Below are 21,365 nucleotides of genomic sequence, written 5' to 3'. Positions count from 1 at the left end.
ATCTACCCGGCCACCGGGACCCGGGGCCGGGGAAACTCGCGCAGTACCTTGCTGGCGGTGACCGACACGGTCACCGCCGCGATGCCCGCCGCGCAGACGAGCACCGCCGTGGTGCCGGGCACCACCGCCGTCAGCAGCCCGCCCAGCACCGGGCCGACCGCGCCGGCCACCCCGGTCAGCAGGGCCAGCACGCCGCTGAGCCGGCCCCGCAGCTCGTCCGGGGTGCTGATCAGCTGCTGCGTCACGATGGTGGTGTTCGCCGTCGGCACCAGCAGGGCCATGCCCGCGAAGATCGCCCCGACCAGGTAGCCGCTGTGCACCAGCGCGGTCACCGGGGTCAGCACGGCAAGGACCCAGAAGACCGAGGCGATCGACACGTACGGGCTGAGCACCCGTTGCAGGAACGGGGCGGCGAGGGCGCCCACCACCCCGCCCGCACCGAGCATCGCGGCCATGACACCGATCTCGCCGGCCGGGGTGCCGCGGCGCTGGGCCAGCACGATCACCACCAGGTAGAAGGCGCTGAAGAACAGGTTCAGCAGCGCCGCGTACAGCGTGGTGATGCGGATGGTCCGGTGCTGCCACGCCCAGCGCAGGCCGGCCAGGATCTCCGGGCCCAGGTGGCGCACCGGGGCCGGCGGCTTGTCCCGGGGCGGCACCCGCACGAAGGCCAGGGCCACGAACGACAGCAGGTGGGTCACGGCGTCCACGACGAAGGGCAGGACCCGGCCCGCGGCGAACAGGAAGCCCCCGGCGGCGGTGCCGGCGAGCTGTCCCAGCGAGGTACGGGCCCCGTTCGACGCGACGGCCGCGGACAGCTGGTCCTCCGGCACCAGGGCGGCCAGGGTGGCGTCCTCGGCCGGTTCGAACAGCGCGGTGCAGCCGCCCAGCACCGCCGCGACGACGACCATGTGGGCCACCGTCGCCTTGTCCAGCAGCAGGACGGCCACCAGGCTGCCGACAGCCACCACCTGCGCCGCCTCACACGCCAGCAGCACCCGCTTGCGGTTCCACCGGTCCGCCAGGGCCCCGGCGGGCAGCCCGGCGACGAGCTGGGCGGTGGCGACGGTGCCCAGCACCAGCCCGGACGCGGCGGTGGATCCGGTCACTGCGAGCACCAGCAGCGGGAACGCGATGGTGGTGGCGTTGTGGCCGAACTCGGCGCAGGCCTGGCTCAGCCACAACAGCCGGTAATCGCGGTTGCGGGACAGCGGGACGGTCATCCCCGCCCCCGCCGGCAGTCGTGTGCGATGGCCCGCAGGGCCGCCGCGAAGGCCTCGGCCGCCGCGGAGACCGCCGCCGGCTCGTACCGGCCGGGCGGGAAGTACCAGGAGAACTCCAGTTCGCCGCCGTGCACCGAACCCACCACCTCCAGGGCGCCGGGCCGGCGGTCACGGGGGTCGTGGTCCTGGCCGGGGGCCGGATGCGAGCCCTGGTAGAGGGTCGTCCCGGTCTCCTGGGAACGGGCGTCCCACTGCCCGAGGTAGTTGAAGACCACCTCGGGACCCTGCTGCGCCGCCTCGAGGAGCCGCCGGGACCGCTCGTCACCGAGGTAGCGCAGGGCGCCGTAGCCCAGCCCGTTGCCGGGCACCTCCCGTAGCTGCTTGCGGATCGACTTGATCAGCGTGCGCCACTGCGGCTCGGTGCCGGCGCCGACCTCCAGCGCGACCGGGTACATCGTGGTGAACCAGCCGACCGTGCGGGACAGGTCGACACCGTCCAGGATGTCCTCCCGGCCGTGGCCCTCCAGCTGGACGCGTACCCGGTCCTGACCGCTCCACCGGGACAGCGCCCAGGCGAGCGCGGCCAGCAGCACGTCGTTGATCCGCGTCCGGTAGCTGCCCGGCGCGACGCGCAGCAGGGCGTCGGTGTCGTCCGCGCTCAGCGCCACGGACACCGTGCGCATCGGCTCGGCAGACGCCTCGGCCTGCTCCGGCGGCGGCGCCTCGTCCTCGGCGCCGGCCGCCCAGTAGGCCACCTCACCGTCGAACGCACCCGCGGCGACGTGAGCGGTCAGGCGCTGCGCCCACTCCCGCACCGACGTGGTGCGGGCGCCCAGGTCCACCGGGCCACCCCGGGTGAGCTGGCCGTACGCGGTCTCCAGGTCGTCGAGCAGGATCCGCCAGGACACCCCGTCGACGACCAGGTGGTGCACGACCAGCAACAGATACGGCCGCCGCCCGTCCCCGCGATCGAACAGCACAGCCCGCAGCAGCCCGCCGCGGTGCAGGTCGAACGACGCGTGCACGTCCTCGGCGACCTTCTCCAGCGCCGCCTGCTGCTCGTCGTCGCCGGCCGCCGCCAGCCGGTGCCGGCGCAGCACCTCGGCGTCCTCCGCCGGTGCGATCTCCTGGCGCCAACCGCCGGCGTCCCGGGTGAACACCGACCGCAGGGCGTCGTGCTGGGTGACCAGGGCGGTCAGGGCCGTGCCGAGCGCCGTCGCGTCCACGTCGGCCGGCAGTTCCAGCATCACGGCCTGGTTGAAGTGGTGCGGGTTGACGGTGTGGGTCTCGAAGAACCAGCGCTGGATCGGGGTCAGCGGCACTTCGCCGACGACCGGCGCCCGCCCGGCGTCGCCGTCCCCGACCACCGTGACCGCCTCGGCCAGCGCCGCGATGTCCTGGTACAGGAACAGGTCCTTGGTGGTCAGGTGCAGACCGGTCTGCCGGGCCCGGGAGACCACCTGGATGCTCAGGATGGAGTCGCCGCCCACGTCGAAGAAGTTGTCGTGCACGCCGACCCGGTCCAGGCCCAGCACGTCACCCCAGATCCCGGCCAGCGCCCGCTCGATGTCGGTGCGGGGGGCCAGATAGCCGGCCCCCGGTTCCGGGGCCGACGGGTCCGGTGCGGGCAGAGCGCGCTTGTCGAGCTTGCCGTTCGCGGTCACCGGCAGCGCCGCCAGCGCGACGAACGCGCTCGGCACCAGGTAGTCGGGCAGGCTGTGGCCGAGGAACTCGCGCAGCTCCACGGTCCCCGGCGCGGACTCCCCGGCCGGCGGCACCACGTACGCGACCAGTCGCTTGCTGCCCGGCCGGTCCTCGCGTGCGGTCACCACCGCCTGGGCGACCGCGGGGTGGGCGGCCAGGGCGGCCTCCACCTCCCCCGGCTCGATCCGGAAGCCGCGGATCTTGACCTGGTCGTCGGCCCGGCCGAGGAACTCCAGCTCCCCGGCGACGGTCCAGCGGGCCAGGTCACCCGTCCGGTACATCCGGGTGCCGGGGCCACCGAACGGGTCGGCCAGGAACCGCTCGGAGGTCAGGCCGGGGCGGTGCAGGTAGCCCCGGGCCAGGCCGGCGCCGGCGACGTACAGCTCACCGGCCACCCCGACCGGGGCCGGCTGCAGCGCCGCGTCCAGCACGTACACCCGGGTGTTGGGGATGGGCCGGCCGATCGGCGGCACCCCGCCCGGCGTCAGCGGAGGAGACCAGGAGGTGACCACCGTGGACTCGGTCGGGCCGTACGCGTTGATCATGCGCCGGCCCGGCGCCCAGCGGGCCACCAGCTCGGGTCCGCAGGCGTCGCCGCCGACGATCAGCGTGGCCAGGTCCGGCAGCTCGGTCTCGCCGACCGTGGCCAGCGCGGCCGGCGGGATCAGCGCGTGCGTCACCCGGCGCCCGGCCAGCACCTCCTGCAGCTGCTCGCCGACGAGCGGCCCCGGCGGCGGCACCACCAGGGCGGCACCCGCGGGCAGCGCCATGCACAGTTCCAGCACCGAGGCGTCGAAGCTGGGCGAGGCGAACTGCAGGACCCGGTCGCCCGGCCGGACGGCGAAGTGCTCGATCTCCGCGGCCGAGAAACTCGCCAGCCCGGCGTGGGTGACGCTGACCCCCTTGGGGCGGCCGGTGGACCCGGAGGTGTAGATGACGTACGCGGGATGGGCCGGGTCCAGCCGTCCGCGACGGTCCGCGGCACTCACCCGGGCCGCCGGCTGACCGGCCAGGGTGGCGCCGACCGCCGGATCGTCGAGGACGATCAGGACCGGTCCCTCGGGCACGCTCGCGGCCAGGTCCGCACGGGTCACCGTGAGCACCGGGCGGGCGTCGTCGAGCATGAAGGCGATCCGGTCGCCCGGATAGTCCGGGTCCACGGGCAGATACGCGGCCCCGGCCCGGCCGGCCGCCAGCTGGGCCACGACGATGTCGGCCGAGCGGGGCAGCACCAGCGCGACGATCGATTCCGGTCCGGCGCCGCGCTCGATCAGCAGCCGCGCCAGCCGGTTCACCCGGTCGTCCAGCTCGGCGTAGCTGATCTCCCCGTCGTCGTGCAGCACCGCCGGGGCGTCCGGGGTCCGCGCCACCTGCGCGGCGAACAGCTGGTCGAGCGTGGCCGGCGGCACCGGCCGGGCGGTGTCGTTGAGCCCGGTCAGCAGGTGACGCCGCTCCGGCCCGCTCAGCATGGGCAGCCGGGAGACCGGACGGTCCGAATCCGCGGCGATCGCCTCGAACAGGGCCGTCAGGTGGCCCGCCATCCGCTCGACCGTCGTGGCGTCGAACAGATCGGTGTTGTAGGTCAGCGCCACATCGAGACCGGCGGGCGACTCCTCGAACTCCACCGTCAGGTCGTAGCCGGCCGCGGTCATCGGCAGCTCGACCGGCTCGGTGCGCAGCCCCGGCAGCGCCGGCGCCTCTCCCGGCAGGTTCTGCAGCACGACCATGACCTGGAACAGCGGCGTCCGGCTGGTGTCGCGGGCCGGCTGCAGCTCGTCGACGAGCCGCTCGAACGGCACGTCCTGGTGGGCCAGCGCGCCCAGCACGGTCTGCCGGACGCGGCCGAGCAGATCGGCGAACGAGCGGTTGCCGTCCACCGGGGTGCGCAGCACCACCGTGTTGACGAAGAACCCGACCAGGCGTTCCAGCTCGGCCCGGTCCCGGCCGGAGGTCACCGTGCCGACGGCCACGTCGTCCTGCCCCGACCAGCGGCTGAGCAGCAGCTGGCAGGCGGCCACCAGGGTGGTGAACAGCGTGCCACCGTGCCGGCGGCCGAGCTCGGTCAGCCGGGCGGCCAGCCCGGCCGGCACCCGGAACTCGTGGACCGCGCCGTGCTGGGTGTGCACGGGCGGGCGGGGCCGGTCGTACGGCAGCTCCAGGGTGGGGACCCCGGCGAGGGTCTCCCGCCAGTAGCCGAGCTGCTCGTCCAGCACCGGCCCGGTGAGCCGGTCGCGTTGCCACGCGGCGAAGTCGGCGTACTGCACCGGCAGCTGCGGCAGGTCCGCGGGCCGGGTGGTGACCGCCGCGGCGTACAGCTCGGCCAGGTCGGCCATGAGCACGCCGGTCGACCAGCCGTCGGTGACGATGTGGTGCAGCACCAGGAGCAGGACGTGCTCGTCGGCGCCGGCGCGCACCAGCACGGCCCGCAGCAGCGGCCCGCGGGCCAGGTCGAACGGCCGCGAGGTGTACGCGGCGAGCGCCTCGCGCAGCGCCTCCGGTCCCTCGGCGTCGATCCGTTCCAGCGGCACCGGGCCGGGCGGCTGGATCACCTGCTCGGCCACCCCGTCAGCGCCGGCCCGGAACGTGGTCCGCACCGACTCGTGCCGGGCCACCAGGGCGTCCAGGGCGCCCTGAAGCGCGTCCACGCGCAGGGCGCCGGTGAGGCGCACCGCGGTCGGCGTCACGAACTCGGTCGAGGCCGGATCGAACTCGTGCAGGAACCACAGCCGCTGCTGGGCGAAGGACAGCGGCAGCGCCCGGTCCCGGGGCAGCGGGGTGATGCCGGCGGTGTCGGGCGTGGCGTCCGGCACGGTGAGCGCGGCGGCGAGCCGGGCCACGGTGGGATGGTCGAAGACCGCGCGCGGTGACAGCTGCACGCCGAAGGCCTCGCGCAGCCGGGAGGTGAGGCCGATGCTGAGGATGGAATCGCCGCCCAGGGCGAAGAAGTCGTCCTCGGCGCCGGCCCGGGGCACCCCGAGCAGTTCCGCGAACGCCGCGGCCACGAGCCGTTCGGCGTCCGTGCGCGGGGCCACGTACGCGTACCCGGGTTGCGCGGCATGGTCCGGTGCGGGCAGGGCCCGGCGGTCCAGTTTGCCGTTGGCGTTGAGCGGGATCGCCGGCAGCGCCACGAACGCCGCCGGCACCATGTAGTCGGGCAGGCTGCGCGCGGCGAACGCCCGCAGGTCCGCCGTACCGGGCACCGGCTCACCGGCGCTGACGAAGTAGCCGACCAGCCGCCGGGCACCCGGCTGGTCCTCCCGGTCCACGACGGCGATCTGGGCGAGGCCCGGATGGGTCGCCAGCACCGCGTCGATCTCGCCCAGCTCGATCCGGTGGCCCCTGATCTTGACCTGGCGGTCGGCCCGGCCGAGGTAGCTCAGACCGCCGTGGGCGTCCCAGCGGGCCAGGTCGCCGCTGCGGTACATCCGGGTGCCGGGCGGGCCGAACGGGTCGGCCGGGAAGCGCTCGGCGGTCAGCCCGGGGCGGTTCAGGTAGCCGCGGGCCAGCCCGGCGCCGGCCACGTACATCTCGCCGGTCACGCCGGGCGGGACCGGGCGCAGGTACCGGTCCAGGACGTAGACCCGCAGGTCGCTCAGGCCGGCGCCGATGGTGCTGCCAGTGGCCGCGGCAGCTCCGGTCGAGGTCAGCTGCAGGTGGGTGACGTGCACCGTGGTCTCGGTGATGCCGTACATGTTGACCAGCACCGGCGCGTCGTCGCGGTGCCGGGCGTACCAGCCGGCGAGCCGCCACAGATCCAGCGCCTCGCCACCGAAGATGACGTAGCGCAGGCTCAGCCGGTCACCGATCGCCGGCAGGTCCTCGTCGGCCTGGATCAGCGGGTAGAACGCCGACGGCGTCTGGTTGAGCACGGTGACGCGCTCGTCGGCCAGCAGCCGCAGGAAGTCCCGCGGCGAGCGGGAGACCTCGTACGGGACCACGACCAGGCGGCCGCCGTGCAGCAGCGGGCCCCAGACCTCCCACACCGAGAAGTCGAAGGCGATGGAGTGGAACAGCGTCCACACGTCGTGCGCGCCGAAGCCGAACTGCTCGCTCGTGGCCGAGAAGAGCCGGACCACGTTGTGGTGGGCGACGACCACGCCCTTGGGCCGGCCGGTGGAGCCGGAGGTGTAGATCGTGTACGCCGGGCTGGCCGGGGTGAGCGGGCCCCGGAGCTGCCCGGCCACCGGGTCGGTGTCCGGTCCGGCGGCCAGCTCGGCAGCCACCGCGGGGTCGTCGAGCACCAGCGTGGGCACGGCCGTGTCCAGCTCCGGGGCCACGTCGGCGGTGGTCAGCAGCAGCACCGGCGCGGCGTCGGTGAGCACCCGCTGGATCCGCTCGCCCGGATAGGCCGGGTCCAGCGGCAGGTACGCCGCTCCGGACTTCACCACCGCCAGCACGGCGACGATCAGGTCGGCCGAGCGGGGCAGCGCCAGCGCCACGAAGCGCTCCGGGGCGGCGCCGGCGGCGATCAGCCGGTGAGCCAGCCGGTTGGCGGCCGCGTTGAGGCCGGCGTACGTCAGGCGGGTCTCGCCGCACGTGACCGCGACGGAGTCCGGGGTACGGGCCACCTGCGCCTCGAACAGCTCGGTGAGCGTGTGGCGCGCGGGGCTCACGGCCGTACCGTTGAAGTCCTCGACGACCCGGCGCCGGTCCGCCTCCGACAGCCACGGCACGTCGGCCGGCCGCCGGGCCGGATCGGCGGCGATCCCGGTCACGACTGTGCGCAACCGCTCGGCGAAGGTCGCCACCGTGCCCGCGTCGAACAGCGCGGGGTCGTAGGCGAGCTCGAAGCGCAACCGGTCGTCGAGATACGCGGTCAGGCAGAGGGCGAACGTGGTGGTGTCGATGCCCTCGACCGCACCGACCCGCAGCCCCGGCCCCTCCCCCGCCGCGTCGATCGGGTAGTTCTCGAAGGCGACCATGCTGTCGAACAGGCCGGTGCCGCCGGGCGGCAGGTCGCTGCACGCGCGCAGGTCGGCCAGCGAGGCGAAGTCGTAGCGCCGGGCCTCGCTCTGCTCGATCTGCAGGGTCCGCAGCCAGCCCGCGACGTCGGTGTCGTCGCTGATCCGCGCGCGGGTGGGCAGGGTGTTGATGAACATGCCGATCATCGACTCCACCCCGGCGAGCTCGGCCGGCCGCCCGGAGACCGTGGTGCCGAAGAGCACGTCACGTTCGCCGCTGTAGTGCGACAGCAGCAGCGCCCAGGCGCCCTGCACGACGGTGTTCACGGTCAGGCCGTTCGCGCGGGCGGTGGCGTGCAGCAGGGCCGACTCCTGCGGGCTCAGGTCCAGCCGCACCGACTGTGAAGACTCGGCGCGGTGGGTGTCGACCGGCGGCCGGTCGTACGGCAACGGCGTGGGTGCCTCCACCCCGGCCAGCACGCCACGCCAGTACCGCTGCGACTCGGTGGCGTCCTGCGCGGCGAGCCAGGCCAGATAGTCGCGGAACGGGCGCCGCGGGGTCAGCTGCGGTGCCCGGCCGGAGGTGATGGCGGCGTACTGCTCGCAGACCTCGGCGAAGACCGCGGCGGTGCTCCAGCCGTCCAGCATGATGTGGTGCGAACTCCAGCTGAGCAGCACCTCGTCCGGGCCGAGCCGGGCGATCGCCAGGCGCAGCAGCGGTGCCCGGGTGAGGTCGACCCCGGCCGTGCGTTCCCCGGCCGACAGCCGCTCGAGTTCGGCGTCGCGTTCGTGCGGGGGCAGCGAGCGCAGGTCGAGGTGGACGACGGGTACGGCCACCCGGCGCCGCACCACCTGCACGGGCCGGGCCAGCCCCTCCCAGGCGACGGCGCTGCGCAGCACCGGCGTCCGGTCGGCGACCCGCTGCCAGGCGTCGGCCAGCGCGGCCGGGTCGCTCACCCCGGACAGCCGGACGCGTACCTGGTCCACGTAGGCACCGGAGCCGGCGTCGACCAGGCTGTGGAACAGCATGCCGGCCTGCAGCGGGGTCAGCGGATAGATGTCCTCGACGTCGCGGCCGTCGCCGGCCAGCCGGTCGACCGCGGCCTGGTCCAGGGCGGCGAGCGGGAAGTCCGAGGGGCTGCGGCCACCCGCGCCGGGCCAGGCACAGTGCGCCACGATCTCGCGCAGCGCCGCCGTCATGGCCTCGGCCAGCCGGCGCACGGTGGCCTCGTCGTGCACCTCGTGCGAGTAGGTCCAGTCCAGGTGCAGGCACCCGTCGGTGACCGCGCCGGTGATCTCGATCAGGTAGCCGCGGTTGCTCTCCGGCGCGACGTCCTGCCCCGCGCCCGGGTGCCAGGCCCGGTAGAGCCCGTCCGGCTCGGCGTCGACGTCCCACTGGCCGTGGTAGTTGAAGCAGATCTGCGGCATCGGCAACCCGCGCAGGGCGGCCCCGGGCCCGCCGGCCGGGCTCAGATAGCGCAGAGCGCCGAAGCTGAGACCGCGGTGCGGCACCGCGCGCAGCTGTTCCTTGACGCCGGTGAGCACCCCGGCCCAGTCGCCGGCCGGCACGGTGAGCGAGACCGGGAACTCGGCGGTGAACCAGCCGACCGTGCGCGAGGTGTCGACGTCGTCGAACAGTTCCTCGCGGCCGTGGCCTTCCAGGGCCAGCAGCACGCGCTCCCGGCCGGTCCACTGGGCGAGCACCCGGCCCAGCGCGCTGAGCAGCACGTCGTTGGCCTGGGTGCGATAGACCGGGGGCACCTGGTGCAGCAGCGCGTCGGTGTCCGCCGGGGACAGCTGGACGGTCACGGTGCGGGCCGTGGCCGTCGTGTTGGCACCCTGGTGGTCGACCGGCAGCTCGGCCGTGGCCTCGCGCACCGCCCGGGTCCAGTACGGCAGCGCGTCGTCGAGGCCGCCGGCGGCGACGTGCGCGGCGAGCCGCCGCGCCCAGCCGGTGTAGCCGGTGCCGACCGGGGCCGGCACGACGGGCGCGCCCGCGACCGCCTGCCGGTACGCGGTCTGCAGGTCGTCGAGCAGGATCCGCCAGGACACCCCGTCGACGACGAGGTGGTGCACGACGAGCAGCAGCCGCGGTGCCCGGCCCTGGCCGAGCGTGAACACCACGGCCCGCAGCATCGGGCCGCCGGCGATACCGAGGCCCCGCTGGGCGTCGAGCGCGTGGCGGTCCACCGCCGCCGGGATCTCCCCGGCGCTGAGCGCGGACAGGTCGTGGACGTCCAGGGGTACGACGGTGTCCGCGGCCGGCTGCTGGGACCAGCCGTCGGGCCCGTGGTGCACCCGCATCCGCAGCGCCTCGTGGTGGGTGACCACCGCGTGCAGCGCCACCGCGAGGGCGGCCCGGTCCACGTCGGCGGGCAGGTCCATCAGCATCGACATGGCGAAGTGGTCGCGATGGACCGGCTCGTGGTCGAGGAACCAGTGCTGGATCGGGGTCAGCGGGGCGGGCCCGGCGACGACGGGTGCCGCCTCGGGGGCCACCGCGGTGCCGGCCACCAGCGCCAGCTCGGCGATGTTCTGGTGCAGGAAGATGTCCTTGGAACTGACCCGCAGGCCGGCCTGGCGGGCCCGGGAGACCACCTGGATGCTCAGGATCGAGTCGCCGCCGAGGGTGAAGAAGTTGTCCGTGACACCGACGCGGTCCGCGCCCAGCACGCCCGCCCAGATCTCGGCCAGCTGCCGCTCGGTGTCCGTGCGGGGGGCGACGTACTCGCGGTCGTCCCCGGCGGGCAGGGCCGGGGCCGGCAGTGCCCGCCGGTCGACCTTGCCGCTCGCGGTGACCGGCAGCCGGTCCAGCAGCACGAACACCGAGGGCACCAGGTAGTCGGGCAGCGACTGCTTGAGCCAGGACCGCAGCGTGGCGCTGCCCGGGTCCCGGCCGTCGGCGGTGACCAGGTACGCCACCAGCCGCTGGTGGCCCGCCGGATCCGCGTGCGCGACCACCACCGCCTCGGTGACGCCGGGGCGGGCCAGCAGCGCCGCCTCGACCTCGCCCGGCTCGACCCGGAAGCCCCGGATCTTGACCTGGTCGTCGGCCCGGCCGAGGAACTCCACCGTCCCGGCGTCCGTCCACCGGGCCTTGTCGCCGGTGCGGTACATCCGCTCCCCCGGCGGGCCGTACGGGTCGGCGAGGAACTGTCCCGCGGTCCGGCCCGGCCGGTGCAGGTAGCCGCGGGCCACCTGGGCGCCGGCCAGGTACAGCTCGCCGGGCACGCCGGCCGGGACCGGGGACAGCCGCTCATCGAGCACGTACGCCCGCAGGTTCGGCAGCGGGCGGCCCAGGACCGGCCGTGTGGAACCGGTCACCAGCGTGGCGACAGCATCCACCGTGCACTCGGTCGGGCCGTACATGTTGTAGGTGGCCACCTCGGGCGTGCGGCTCAGCTCCTGCCACAGCCCGTCGCCCAGCGCCTCGCCGCCGAGCAGCAGGATGCCCGGCCGGTGCCGGTCGTCGGTCAGCAGGCCCGCGGTGAGCAGATGCCGGGCGTACGACGGTGTGACGTCGACCAGGTCGATCCGGTGCTCGGCGACGTAACCGGCGAAGGCGTCCGCGTCGAGCCGGACGGTGTCCTCGATGACGTGCACCTCGTGGCCACCGGCGAGCAGCAGCAGTTCCTCCAGCGAGGCGTCGAAGGTGAACGACGCGGCCAGAGCCGCCCGCAGCGGCCGGTCCCCGTGCCGCTCAGCGAAGTCGGCGAGGAAACCGGCGCGGTGGTGGGCCAGCAGGTTGGTGAGCTGCCGGTGCTCCACCGCCACACCCTTGGGCCGGCCGGAGGAGCCGGAGGTGTAGATGACGTACGCGGTCGTGCCCGGATGCGGTGACACCGGTGCCGTCACCGGACCCGCCTCCGCACTGTCCATCTCGGATGGATGTAGCACGGCCAGCCCGGCCGGAAGCCCGGCGGTCTCCGGCGCGGCGAGCACCAGGACCGGGTCGGCGTCGCTCAGCACGGCCGCGGTCCGCCCGGCCGGCTGCTCCGGGTCGATCGGCAGATACGCGGCGCCCGCCCGCAGCACCGCGAGCACGGCCACCACCAGCTCGGCGCCGCGCGGCAGGGCCACCGCCACGATCGTCTCCGGGCCGCAGCCGCGGCTCACCAGCGCGTGGGCCAGCCGGTTCGCCCGCGCGTCGAGCTCGGCGTAGGTCAGCGACACGGACCCGCACACCAGGGCGGTCGCCTGCGGCACCCGGGCGGCCTGGGCCCCGACCAGCTCGGGGAACGTCGCGACCGGAGCCTCCAGGACCGGGCCGCGCTGGTACGCCTGGATCTCCTGCCGCTCCCGGCCGGTCAGCAGAGCCACCTCGCCGACCGGCTGCGCCGGATCCTCGGCCAGCGCCGTCAGCAGCACGACCAGATGCCCGGCCAGCCGGGCGATCGTGGCGGCGTCGAACAGGTCGGTGTTGTACTCGAACGCGCCGGCCAGCACGCCGTCGCGTTCCTCGAACTCGATGGCGAGGTCGTGGCTCGCCGTGACCACCGGCGGCGGCAGCTCGGCGACGGACAGCCCGGGCAGCGCGGGCGGGTCGCCGGGCAGGTTCTGCAGGACGACCAGCACGTCGAACAGCGGATTGCGGCTGGTGTCACGGACCGGCCGCAACTCGTCGACGAGCCGTTCGAACGGCACGTCCTGGTGGGCGAAGGCCCCCCGCACGGTCTCCCGGGCCTGAGCCAGCAGCTCGGTGAACGGCTGCCGCAGGTCGAGCCGCGAGCGCAGCACGACGGTGTTGACGAAGAAGCCGACGATGCGGTCCAGGCCGGGATGGTCGCGCCCGGAGGTGACGGTGCCCAGGGCGATGTCGTCCTGTCCGGACCAGCGGCTCATCAGGACCTGACAGGCGGCCACGAGGGTGGTGAAGAGCGTGCAGTCGTGGGCCCGGCCGACGCGGTGCAGCCGGTCGGCCAGCTCCGCCGGGACGGTGAAGGTGTGCATGGCGCCGGCCGAGGTGCGGATCGCCGGGCGGGGGCGGTCGGTGGGCAGCTCCAGCGGGGCGACGCCGGTCAGGCGGTCGCGCCAGTAGCCGAGCTGGGTTTCGGCGGTGGGACCGGCCAGGCGGGCGCGTTGCCAGACGGCGAAGTCGGCGTACTGGAGGGTGAGGGCGGGCAGAGTGGCCGGCTCGCCGCGGAGGGCGGCGGTGTAGAGCCCGGTCAGCTCGTCGGTGAGCACGGCGCCGGACCAGCCGTCGGTGATGATGTGGTGCAGGGTCAGCAGGAGCACGTGCTCGTCGGGGGCGGTGCGTACCAGCACGGCGCGCAGGAGTGGGCCGGTGCGGAGGTCGAACGGGCGGCTGGCCTCAGTGGCCAGCAGGTTGTGCAGCTCGGTCTCGGCTCGCCCGGTCTCGGCCGGTGTGCTCAGGTCGCGTAGCTCGGGGGTCACCTCGTACGGCTGCCCGATCACCTGCACTCCGCGGCCGTCGACGGTGTCGAAGGTGGTGCGCAGGGACTCGTGCCGCGCCACCAGGGCGGTCAGGGCCTGGCTGAGGGCTGCGGTGTCGAGGGTTCCGGTCAGGCGCAGGGTCAGCGGGGACACGTACTCCGTGCCGCCCGGGGCGAACTGGTCCAGGAACCACAGCCGCTGCTGGGCGAACGACAACGGCAGCGGTCCACGCCGGTCCGCGCGGGGGACGGTCCCGGTTTCCTCCGTGCCGGAGCCGGTGCCGGCGTCGAGCAGCGCGGCGAGCCCGGCCAGCGTCGGCGCCGCGAACACCGCCCGTGGCGACACCCGGACACCGGTCGACTCCCGCAGCCGCGAGGTGACCCGCATGCTGAGGATCGAGTCGCCGCCGAGCTCGAAGAACGAGTCCGTGGCACCGATCCGGGCGACCCCGAGGACCTCCGACCAGATCCGCGCCACCAGCCGCTCGGCCGGGGTGCGGGGCGGGGTGTGCTCTTGGCGCGTACCGGTGCCGAAGTCGGGCTCGGGCAGCGACCGGCGGTCGAGCTTGCCGCTGGTGGTCATCGGCAGCTTGGGGACGCCGATGAATGCCGCCGGGATCATGTAGTCGGGCAGGGTGCGGCCGAGCCGCGAGCGCAGCTCGTCGGCCGCCGGGAGCTGCGCCATCCGGTTCTGGTCCCGCTGCGACTGCGACGGCAGCTGCGGACTGATGGGGGCGGCGACCAGGTAAGCGACCAGGCGCCGGGTGCCGGCCGCGGATTCGTGGGCGACGACCGCCGCCGCCGCGACCGCGGGATCGGCGAGCAGGGCCGCCTCGATCTCCCCCGGTTCGATCCGGAAGCCGCGGATCTTGATCTGCTCGTCGGCCCGGCCGAGATACTCCAGCAGCCCGGCGGCGGTCCAGCGGACCAGGTCGCCGGTGCGGTACATCCGGGCGCCGCCCGCGCCGAACGGGTCGGCGACGAACCGCTCGGCGGTGAGCCCCGGCCGGTCCAGGTAGCCGCGGGCCACCTGGTCACCGGCGATGTACAGCTCGCCGGTGACGCCCGGCGGCACCGGGCGCAGGCCGCGGTCGAGGACGTACGCGCGCTGGTTGCGGCCGGGCCGGCCGATGACGGGCCGGTCGGCGTCGCTGACCCGGCAGGACACCGAGTCGACGGCGCATTCCGTGGGCCCGTAGTAGTTGTAGCCGGTGACGTGGCTCGCGGCGAGGGCGCGCCAGAGGTCGGGCTCGGCCGCTTCGCCGCCGAGCATGACCACCCGCGGGAAGGGCCGGGCGTCGTCGAGCAGTCCGGCCGGGATCAGCTGCCGGGCGTACGACGGGGTGAGGTCGAGCAGATCGATCCGGTGCTCGGCGATGTAGCCGACCAGGGCTTCCGGGTCGAGGCGGGTGTCGTCGTCGATGACGTGCAGTTGGTGTCCCGCGGCCAGGAACAGCAGGCCCTCCCAGGACGTGTCGAAGGAGAACGCCGCGGTCAGGGCCACGGTCAACGGCCGGCCGGCGGCCTGGTGCTCCGGCTCGATCAGCTCGGCGAGGTGGTCGAAGTACAGGGTGGTGAGCTGCCGGTGCTCGACCAGCACACCTTTGGGTCGGCCTGTCGAGCCTGAGGTGTAGATGAGGTAGGCGGAGTTCTCCTGACGCAGCGGGGCCGTCCGGTCGCTGTCGCTCGGGCAGGTCTCGGGGCAGCGCGCGAGTCTGCGGGCGGTGGCCCGGGCGTCGAGCCTCAGGACGGGCAGGTCGGCGGCGAGCTGACCGTCAGCACACAGCACGACGGCGGCGCGGGCGTCGCGGCACAGCAGGTCCACGCGCTCGGCCGGCAGGGCGGGATCGACGGGCAGATAGACGCCACCGGCCTTGAGCACGGCGAGAATCGCCACGACGCTGTCGGCGCTGCGCGGCAGTGCCACGGCGACGACGCGCTCCGGGCCCACTCCGGCCCGGATCAGCAGGTGGGCGAGCCGGTTGGCGCGGGCATCGAGCTCGGCGAAGGTCAGGGCGGTGCCGCGGAAGACCAGGGCGGTCGCATCCGGGGTACGGCGGGCCTGCTCGGCGAAGACGGCCGGGAACGTCGTGTCGGGTACGTCGAGACCGGTGGCGTTCCACTCGGTCAGCACCTGCCGCCGCTCCTCGGCGGTGACCCACTCCAGCGCGGACACCGGTTGCCGTGGGTCGGCGGCGAACGCCCCCAGCAACAGCCGCATCCGCTCGGCGAGACCCCTCGCGGTCGCGGCGTCGAACAGCCGCGGGTCGTACGCCAGCTCCAGCCCCAGCCCGTCGGCCAGATACGCGCTCAACGCGAGCGGAAAGTTGGTGGTGTCGTTGGCCCGCACCTCGCGCAGCCGCAACTCCCCGGCGGCGACCGTGGCCTCGTCGTACGGGTAGTTCTCGAAGACCACGACGCTGTCGAACAGGTTGGTGCCCGCGGGCAGTTCACTCCAGGCGCGCAACTGCGACAGCGCGGCCCAGTCGAAACGGCGCGCCTCGCTCTGCGCCTGTTGCAGGCCGCGCAGCCAGTCCCCCACCGCCTCGCCGTCCGGCACGGCGACCCGGGTCGGCACGGTGTTGATGAACATGCCGATCATCGACTCGACGTCCGGCAGTTCGGCCGGGCGCCCGGAGACGGTGGTGCCGAAGACGACGTCGTTCTCGCCGCTGCACCGCGACAGCAGTAGCGCCCAGGCACCCTGTACGACGGTGTTGACGGTCAACCCGAACTGCTGCGCGGCGCGGCGCAGGGCTGCCGACTCCGGCTCGGGCAGCCGGAGCCGGACGGTCTCGGCGGACTCCGTACGGTGCGCCTCGACCGGCTGGCGGTCGTAGGGCAACGGGGTCGACGCACTCAGTCCACTGAGGACTCCGCGCCAGTACTGCTCGGCCTGACCGGTGTCCTGCCCGGCGAGCCAGGCGAGGTAGTCGCGGAACGGACGGCGGTGCACCGGGCGGGGTGCCCGGTCACGGATCAGGGCCGCGTACTGCTCGGCGACCTCGGTGAAGACCTGCCCGACACTCCAGCCGTCGAGCAGCACGTGGTGCGAGGTCCACACGACGAGCACTTCGTCGTCGGCGGTACGGGCAATGGCGAGCCGCATCAGCGGGGCGGCCGTCAGCTCCAGCCCGGCGGCCCGGTCCTCGGCCAGCAGGCTGTGCAGAGCCTCCGCGCGGCCGGCGTCGTCCAGAGCCCGCCAGTCGTGGTGCGTCACGGGCAGGGTGACCTCCCGGTGCACGACCTGCACGGGGTGGTCGACACCCTCCCAGACCACGGCGGTCCGCAGGGCCGGGGTCCGGTCGACGACGCGCTGCCAGGCGGTGGCCAGGGCGGCGGGGTCGGTGACGCCGCCGAGCCGCAGCTGGGTCCGGTCGGCGTACACGCCGGAGTCCTCGTCGACCAGGCTGTGGAAGACCATGCCGGCCTGCAGCGGGGTCAGCGGGTAGATGTCCTCGACGTTACGGCCGTCGCCGGCGATCCGGTCCACGCCGGCCTGGTCCAGGCGGGCCAGCGGGAAGTCGGCGGGTGAACGGCCGCCGGCCCGGGGGTCTGTGCAGTGCGCGACGATGGTACGCAACGCGTCCAGCATCGCCTCGGCGAGCCGCCGTACCGTCGTCTCGTCGTGCACGTCGGCGCTGTAGAGCCAGCTCAGCCGCAGCTCGCCGTCCTCGACCAGCCCGGCGATGTCCAGCAGGTACGCCGGCGCCCGATCCGGATCCAGCTCGGGGCCGACGCCGTCGTGCCGGGCCCGGACCAGTCCGGTGGCCTGGGCGGCGTCCCACCGGCCGTGGTAGTTGAAGCAGACCTGAGGTAGCTCACGTCCCCGCAACTCTTCCGCGGTGGGCGACAGGTAGCGCAGGGCCTCATAGCTCAGCCCGCGGTGCGGCACCGCGCGCAGCTGTTCCTTGACAGCGAGCAGGGTCCGGCCCCAGTCCGGGACCGCGGGCAGGTCCAGCGTGACGGGGAACTGGGTGGTGAACCAGCCGACGGTGCGCGACAGGTCGACGCCGTCGAGCAGTTCCTCGCGGCCGTGACCCTCGCAGGCGACCGCGACCCGGTCCCGGCCGGTCCAGTCGGCCAGCACCCGGCCCAGGGCGCTGAGCAGCACGTCGTTGACCTGGGTGCGGTGGACCGGCGGCACCCGGTGCAGCAGCGCGTCGGTGTCGTCGCGGCCCAGCCGGACGGTCACCGCTCGCGTGGAGTGGCCGGTGGGAGTGCCGTCACGGTCCACCGGCAGCGCGGCCGGTTCGCCGGTGCCCGCCCAGTAGGCCCGCGCGTCGTCGAGACCGCCGGTGCGGACATGAGCGGCCAGCCGGTGCGCCCACTGGGTGAAGGGCGTCGTCACCGGTTGCAGTGCCACCGGCTGGGCCGCGGCCAGTTGCCGGTACGCCGTCTCCAGATCCTCCAGCAGGATCCGCCAGGAGACCCCGTCCATGACCAGATGGTGGGCGACCAGGAGCAACCGCGGCGGACGGCCGGCGGCGGGGCGCGCCAGCACCGCGCCGAGCATCCGGCCGGTCTCCAGATCCAGCGCGGTGCGCAGCTCAGCCGCGGCCTGCTCGAGGGCGGCCTCGTCGGGCAGATCCCGCACGGCCAGCGCCGCGGGCACGGGTGCCGATTCTTGAACCCGGCCTTCGCCGGAGGAGGCGAAGGTGAGCCTGAGCCCGTCGTGGTGGTGCACCACCGCCTCCAGCGCGCGCCCGAGGACGGCCTCGTCCACGTCCGCGGCCAGCTCCAGCAGCATCGACATGGTGAAGTGCCGCAGCGGGCCGTACGTGTCGAAGAACCAGTGCTGGATCGGGGTGAGCGGGGCCGGGCCGGCGATGACCGGTGCCGCCTCGCCCACCGCGGCGGCGCCGGTCACGAGGGCCAGCTCGGCGATGCTCTGGTGCAGGAAGATGTCCCGGGAGGTCAGCCGCAGGCCGGCCTGCCGGGCCCGGGAGACCACCTGGATGCTCAGGATCGAGTCCCCGCCCAGGGTGAAGAAGTTGTCCGTCACGCCGACGCGTTCGGCGCCCAGCACACCGGCCCAGATCTCGGCGAGCTGCCGCTCGGTGGCGGTGCGGGGAGCCACGTAGCCGGACTGGTCGGTGGCCGGGGCGCTCGGCGCGGGCAGAGCCCGGCGGTCCAGCTTGCCGGTGTGGGTGGTGGGCAGCCGGTCCAGCACGACGTACGCCGTGGGCACCATGTAGTCGGGCAGGTGACGGCGCAGTTCGGTACGCAGCGCGGTGCTGTCCGGGGCGTTCCGCGGGTCGGCGGGCACCACGTAGGCCACCAGCCTGCGGTGCCCGGCGTCGTCGTCCCGGGCCACGACGACCGCCTCGGCGACCTCCGGCGCGGCGTGCAGGACAGCCTCGATCTCGCCCGGCTCGATCCGGTACCCGCGCACCTTCACCTGCTCGTCGGCGCGCCCGAGATAGTCCAGTTGCCCGTCGGCGGTCCACCGGACCCGGTCGCCGGTGCGGTACATCCGCCCGCCGTCGGCGCCGAACGGATCAGCCACGAAACGCTGGGCCGTGAGCCCCGGGCGGTTGAGGTAACCACGAGCCACCTGCGCTCCGGCGAGATACAACTCCCCCGCGACCCCGATCGGCACCGGGCGCAGGGAGGCGTCCAGCACGTACGCCCGGACGTTGCGCAGCGGGCGGCCGACCACCGGACGGTTTCCCGCCCCGACCGCACAGGACAGCGCGTCCACCGTGCACTCGGTCGGGCCGTAGAAGTTGTACGCCGTCGTGCCGGGCACCGCGCCCAGCTCCCGCCACAGCGACTCGCTCAGCGCCTCGCCGCCGAGCATGAGCACGGCCGGCCGGTGCGCGTCGCCGCTCAGCAGACCGGCGGGCAGAAGCTGCTGCAGGTACGAGGGTGTCAGGTCGAGGAAGTCGATGCGGTGCGCGCGGATGTAGTCCACCAGGGCGCGGGGATCGAGCCGGGTCTGTTCGTCGATGACGTGCAGCTCGTGCCCGTCCGCCATCAGCAGCGGACCTTCCCATGAGGTGTCGAAGGAGAACGCCGCGGTCAGAGCGGCCCGCAGTCGCCCGCCCGCGGCCGCCGTCAGGCCCTGCCGGTGGTGGTGGAACAGGTTGACGAGCTGCCGGTGCTCGACCGTGACGCCCTTGGGCCGGCCGGTCGAACCGGAGGTGTAGATGACGTAGGCAGCGTGTCGCGGACCCGGCCTGCCGGGCAGCTCGGCGTCAGCGAGGCGACCGTCGCCGTATCCGTCCAGCTCCTGCAGGACAGCGGGATCGTCGAGCGCGACCCGAGCAACCCCGGCCGGCAACGCGACGCCTCCACTCGGCAATACGACCCCACCGGGCAGCGCGGCCCCTCCGGTCGTGAGGGTCAGGACCGGGGACGCGTCGTCCAGCACGAACGCGATCCGGTCGGGCGGCAGGTCCGGGTCGACGGGCAGGTACACGCCACCCGTTTTCAGCACCGCCAGCAGCGCCACGATCATCTCGGCCGTCCGGGGCAGAGCCAGCGCCACCACCCGTTCCGGCCCGGCGCCGCGCCGCACGAGCAGCCGGGCGAGCCGGTTCGCCCGCGCGTCGAGCTCCCGGTACGTCAGCGTGGTGTCCCGGCACACCAGGGCGGTGGCGTCCGGGGTGCGGTTCACCTGAGCCTCGAACAGTTCACCGAAGGTCCCGGTAGGGAAGTCGGCGTCGGTGTCGTTCCACTGCCGCAGTACCTGGTCGCGTTCGGCGGCGCCGAGCAGGTCCAGCTCGCCGAGCCGGCGGCCGGGGGCGGTGGTGACCGCGTCGAGCAGCCCGAGCAGGTGCCCGGTCATCCGCTCGACGGTCGCGGCGTCGAACAGGTCGGTGTTGTACTCCACGAACCCCGACAGGGCAGCGGACCGCCGCTCGAACTCCACGGACAGGTCCACAGTGGCCGCCCGGCGCGACAGCTCGATCTCCTCGACGCGCAGACCGCTCAGGCGCGGGGCGGCGCGGCGCTCGTCGTGCAGCAGCACCATCACGTCGAACAGCGGATTGCGGCTGGGATCACGGGCCGCGCCGGCCGCCTCCACCAGCCGTTCGAACGCCACGTCGTCGTGGGCGAACGCGTCCAGGGCGGTGCCGCGGACCTCGGCCAGCAGGTCGGCGAAGGTGCCCAGCTCGTCCACCCGCGAGCGCAGCACCACCGTGTTGACGAAGAAGCCCACCAGCCGTTCCAGCTCCGGGCGGTTGCGCCCGGAGACCACCGTGCCGAGCGCGACGTCGTCCTGCCCGGCGTAGCGGGAGAACAGCAGCGTGCAGGCGGCGGTCAGGGCGGTGAAGAGGGTCGTGTCGTGGGCGCGGGCCAGCTCCCCCAGGCGGTCCGCGACAGCGGCGGGCACGGTGAACCGGTGCACCGCGCCGTGCGAGGTGCGGACCGCGGGGCGCGGCCGGTCGGTGGGCAGCTCCAGCGGTTGCAGACCGGCGAGCCGGCCGGCCCAGTAGTCGGCGTGCTTGCGGGCTTCCTCGCCGGTGGCCCGGGTGCGCTGCCAGACCGCGAAGTCCGCGTACCGCAGGGCCGGCTCGGGCAGGTCGCCGGGAGTGCCGTGGTAGGCGGCCTCGTACAGAGCGGCGAGGTCCTCGATCAGGACGCCCATCGACCAGCCGTCGGTGATGATGTGGTGAGCGGCCAGCAGCAGCACGTGCTCCTGCTCGGCCAGGCGGAACACCGTGACGCGGAACAGCGGGCCCGTTCGCAGGTCGAAGGGCACCGAGTACGCCTTGTACAGCGCCTGCTCCAGCTCGGCGCCGGCGGCCAGATCGACCAGCGGGACGTAGAGGTCCGGTACCGGGTGCACGATCTGCACTGCCGCGCCGTCGATGTCGTCGAAGGTGGTGCGCAGCGACTCGTGCCGGGTGGCCAGCGCCCGTACCGCGGTGGTCAGCGCCGCCCGGTCGAGCTGACCGCTGAGCCGCATGGCGAACGCGCTGTTGTATTCGGCCTCGCCGGGCTGGAAGCGGTCCAGGAACCAGAGCCGCTGCTGGGAGAACGAGAGCGGTAGGGGTTCGTCGCGCGGGGCGGGCGGGATGGGGTCGGCGACCGGGGTGGCGGGCGCCGATCCGGCCAGCCGCTGGCGGAGGAGCTGCTGCAGGTGCGCGGGCAGGGCGGCCGTACGGCTCTGCTGAGGGGACGGCAAGAGGTGC

2 protein-coding genes are annotated in these 21,365 nt (G+C 74.2%); both read right to left on the bottom strand.

Features of this window, described 5'->3' with window-relative positions; translation table 11 throughout:
* Nucleotides 1-2 precede the first annotated feature (2 nt).
* Nucleotides 3-1,223: an MFS transporter gene (locus Aau02nite_RS04035; protein ID WP_212986931.1), complete on the bottom strand. Its 1,221-nt coding sequence runs from the start codon at nt 1,221-1,223 to the stop codon at nt 3-5.
* On the bottom strand, nt 1,220-21,358 hold the full coding sequence (locus Aau02nite_RS04030) for a non-ribosomal peptide synthase/polyketide synthase (protein ID WP_212986930.1): 20,139 nt from the start codon (nt 21,356-21,358) through the stop codon (nt 1,220-1,222). The genes Aau02nite_RS04035 and Aau02nite_RS04030 overlap by 4 nt, the downstream gene beginning before the upstream one ends.
* Nucleotides 21,359-21,365: the final 7 nt, after the last annotated feature.

Origin of the sequence: Actinoplanes auranticolor (genome assembly GCF_018332655.1) — a bacterium.
In the GTDB taxonomy this organism is placed as follows: domain Bacteria; phylum Actinomycetota; class Actinomycetes; order Mycobacteriales; family Micromonosporaceae; genus Actinoplanes; species Actinoplanes auranticolor.
The sequence above is the reverse complement of the archived record's forward strand: the minus strand, read 5'-3'. Positions and strand labels throughout refer to the sequence as shown.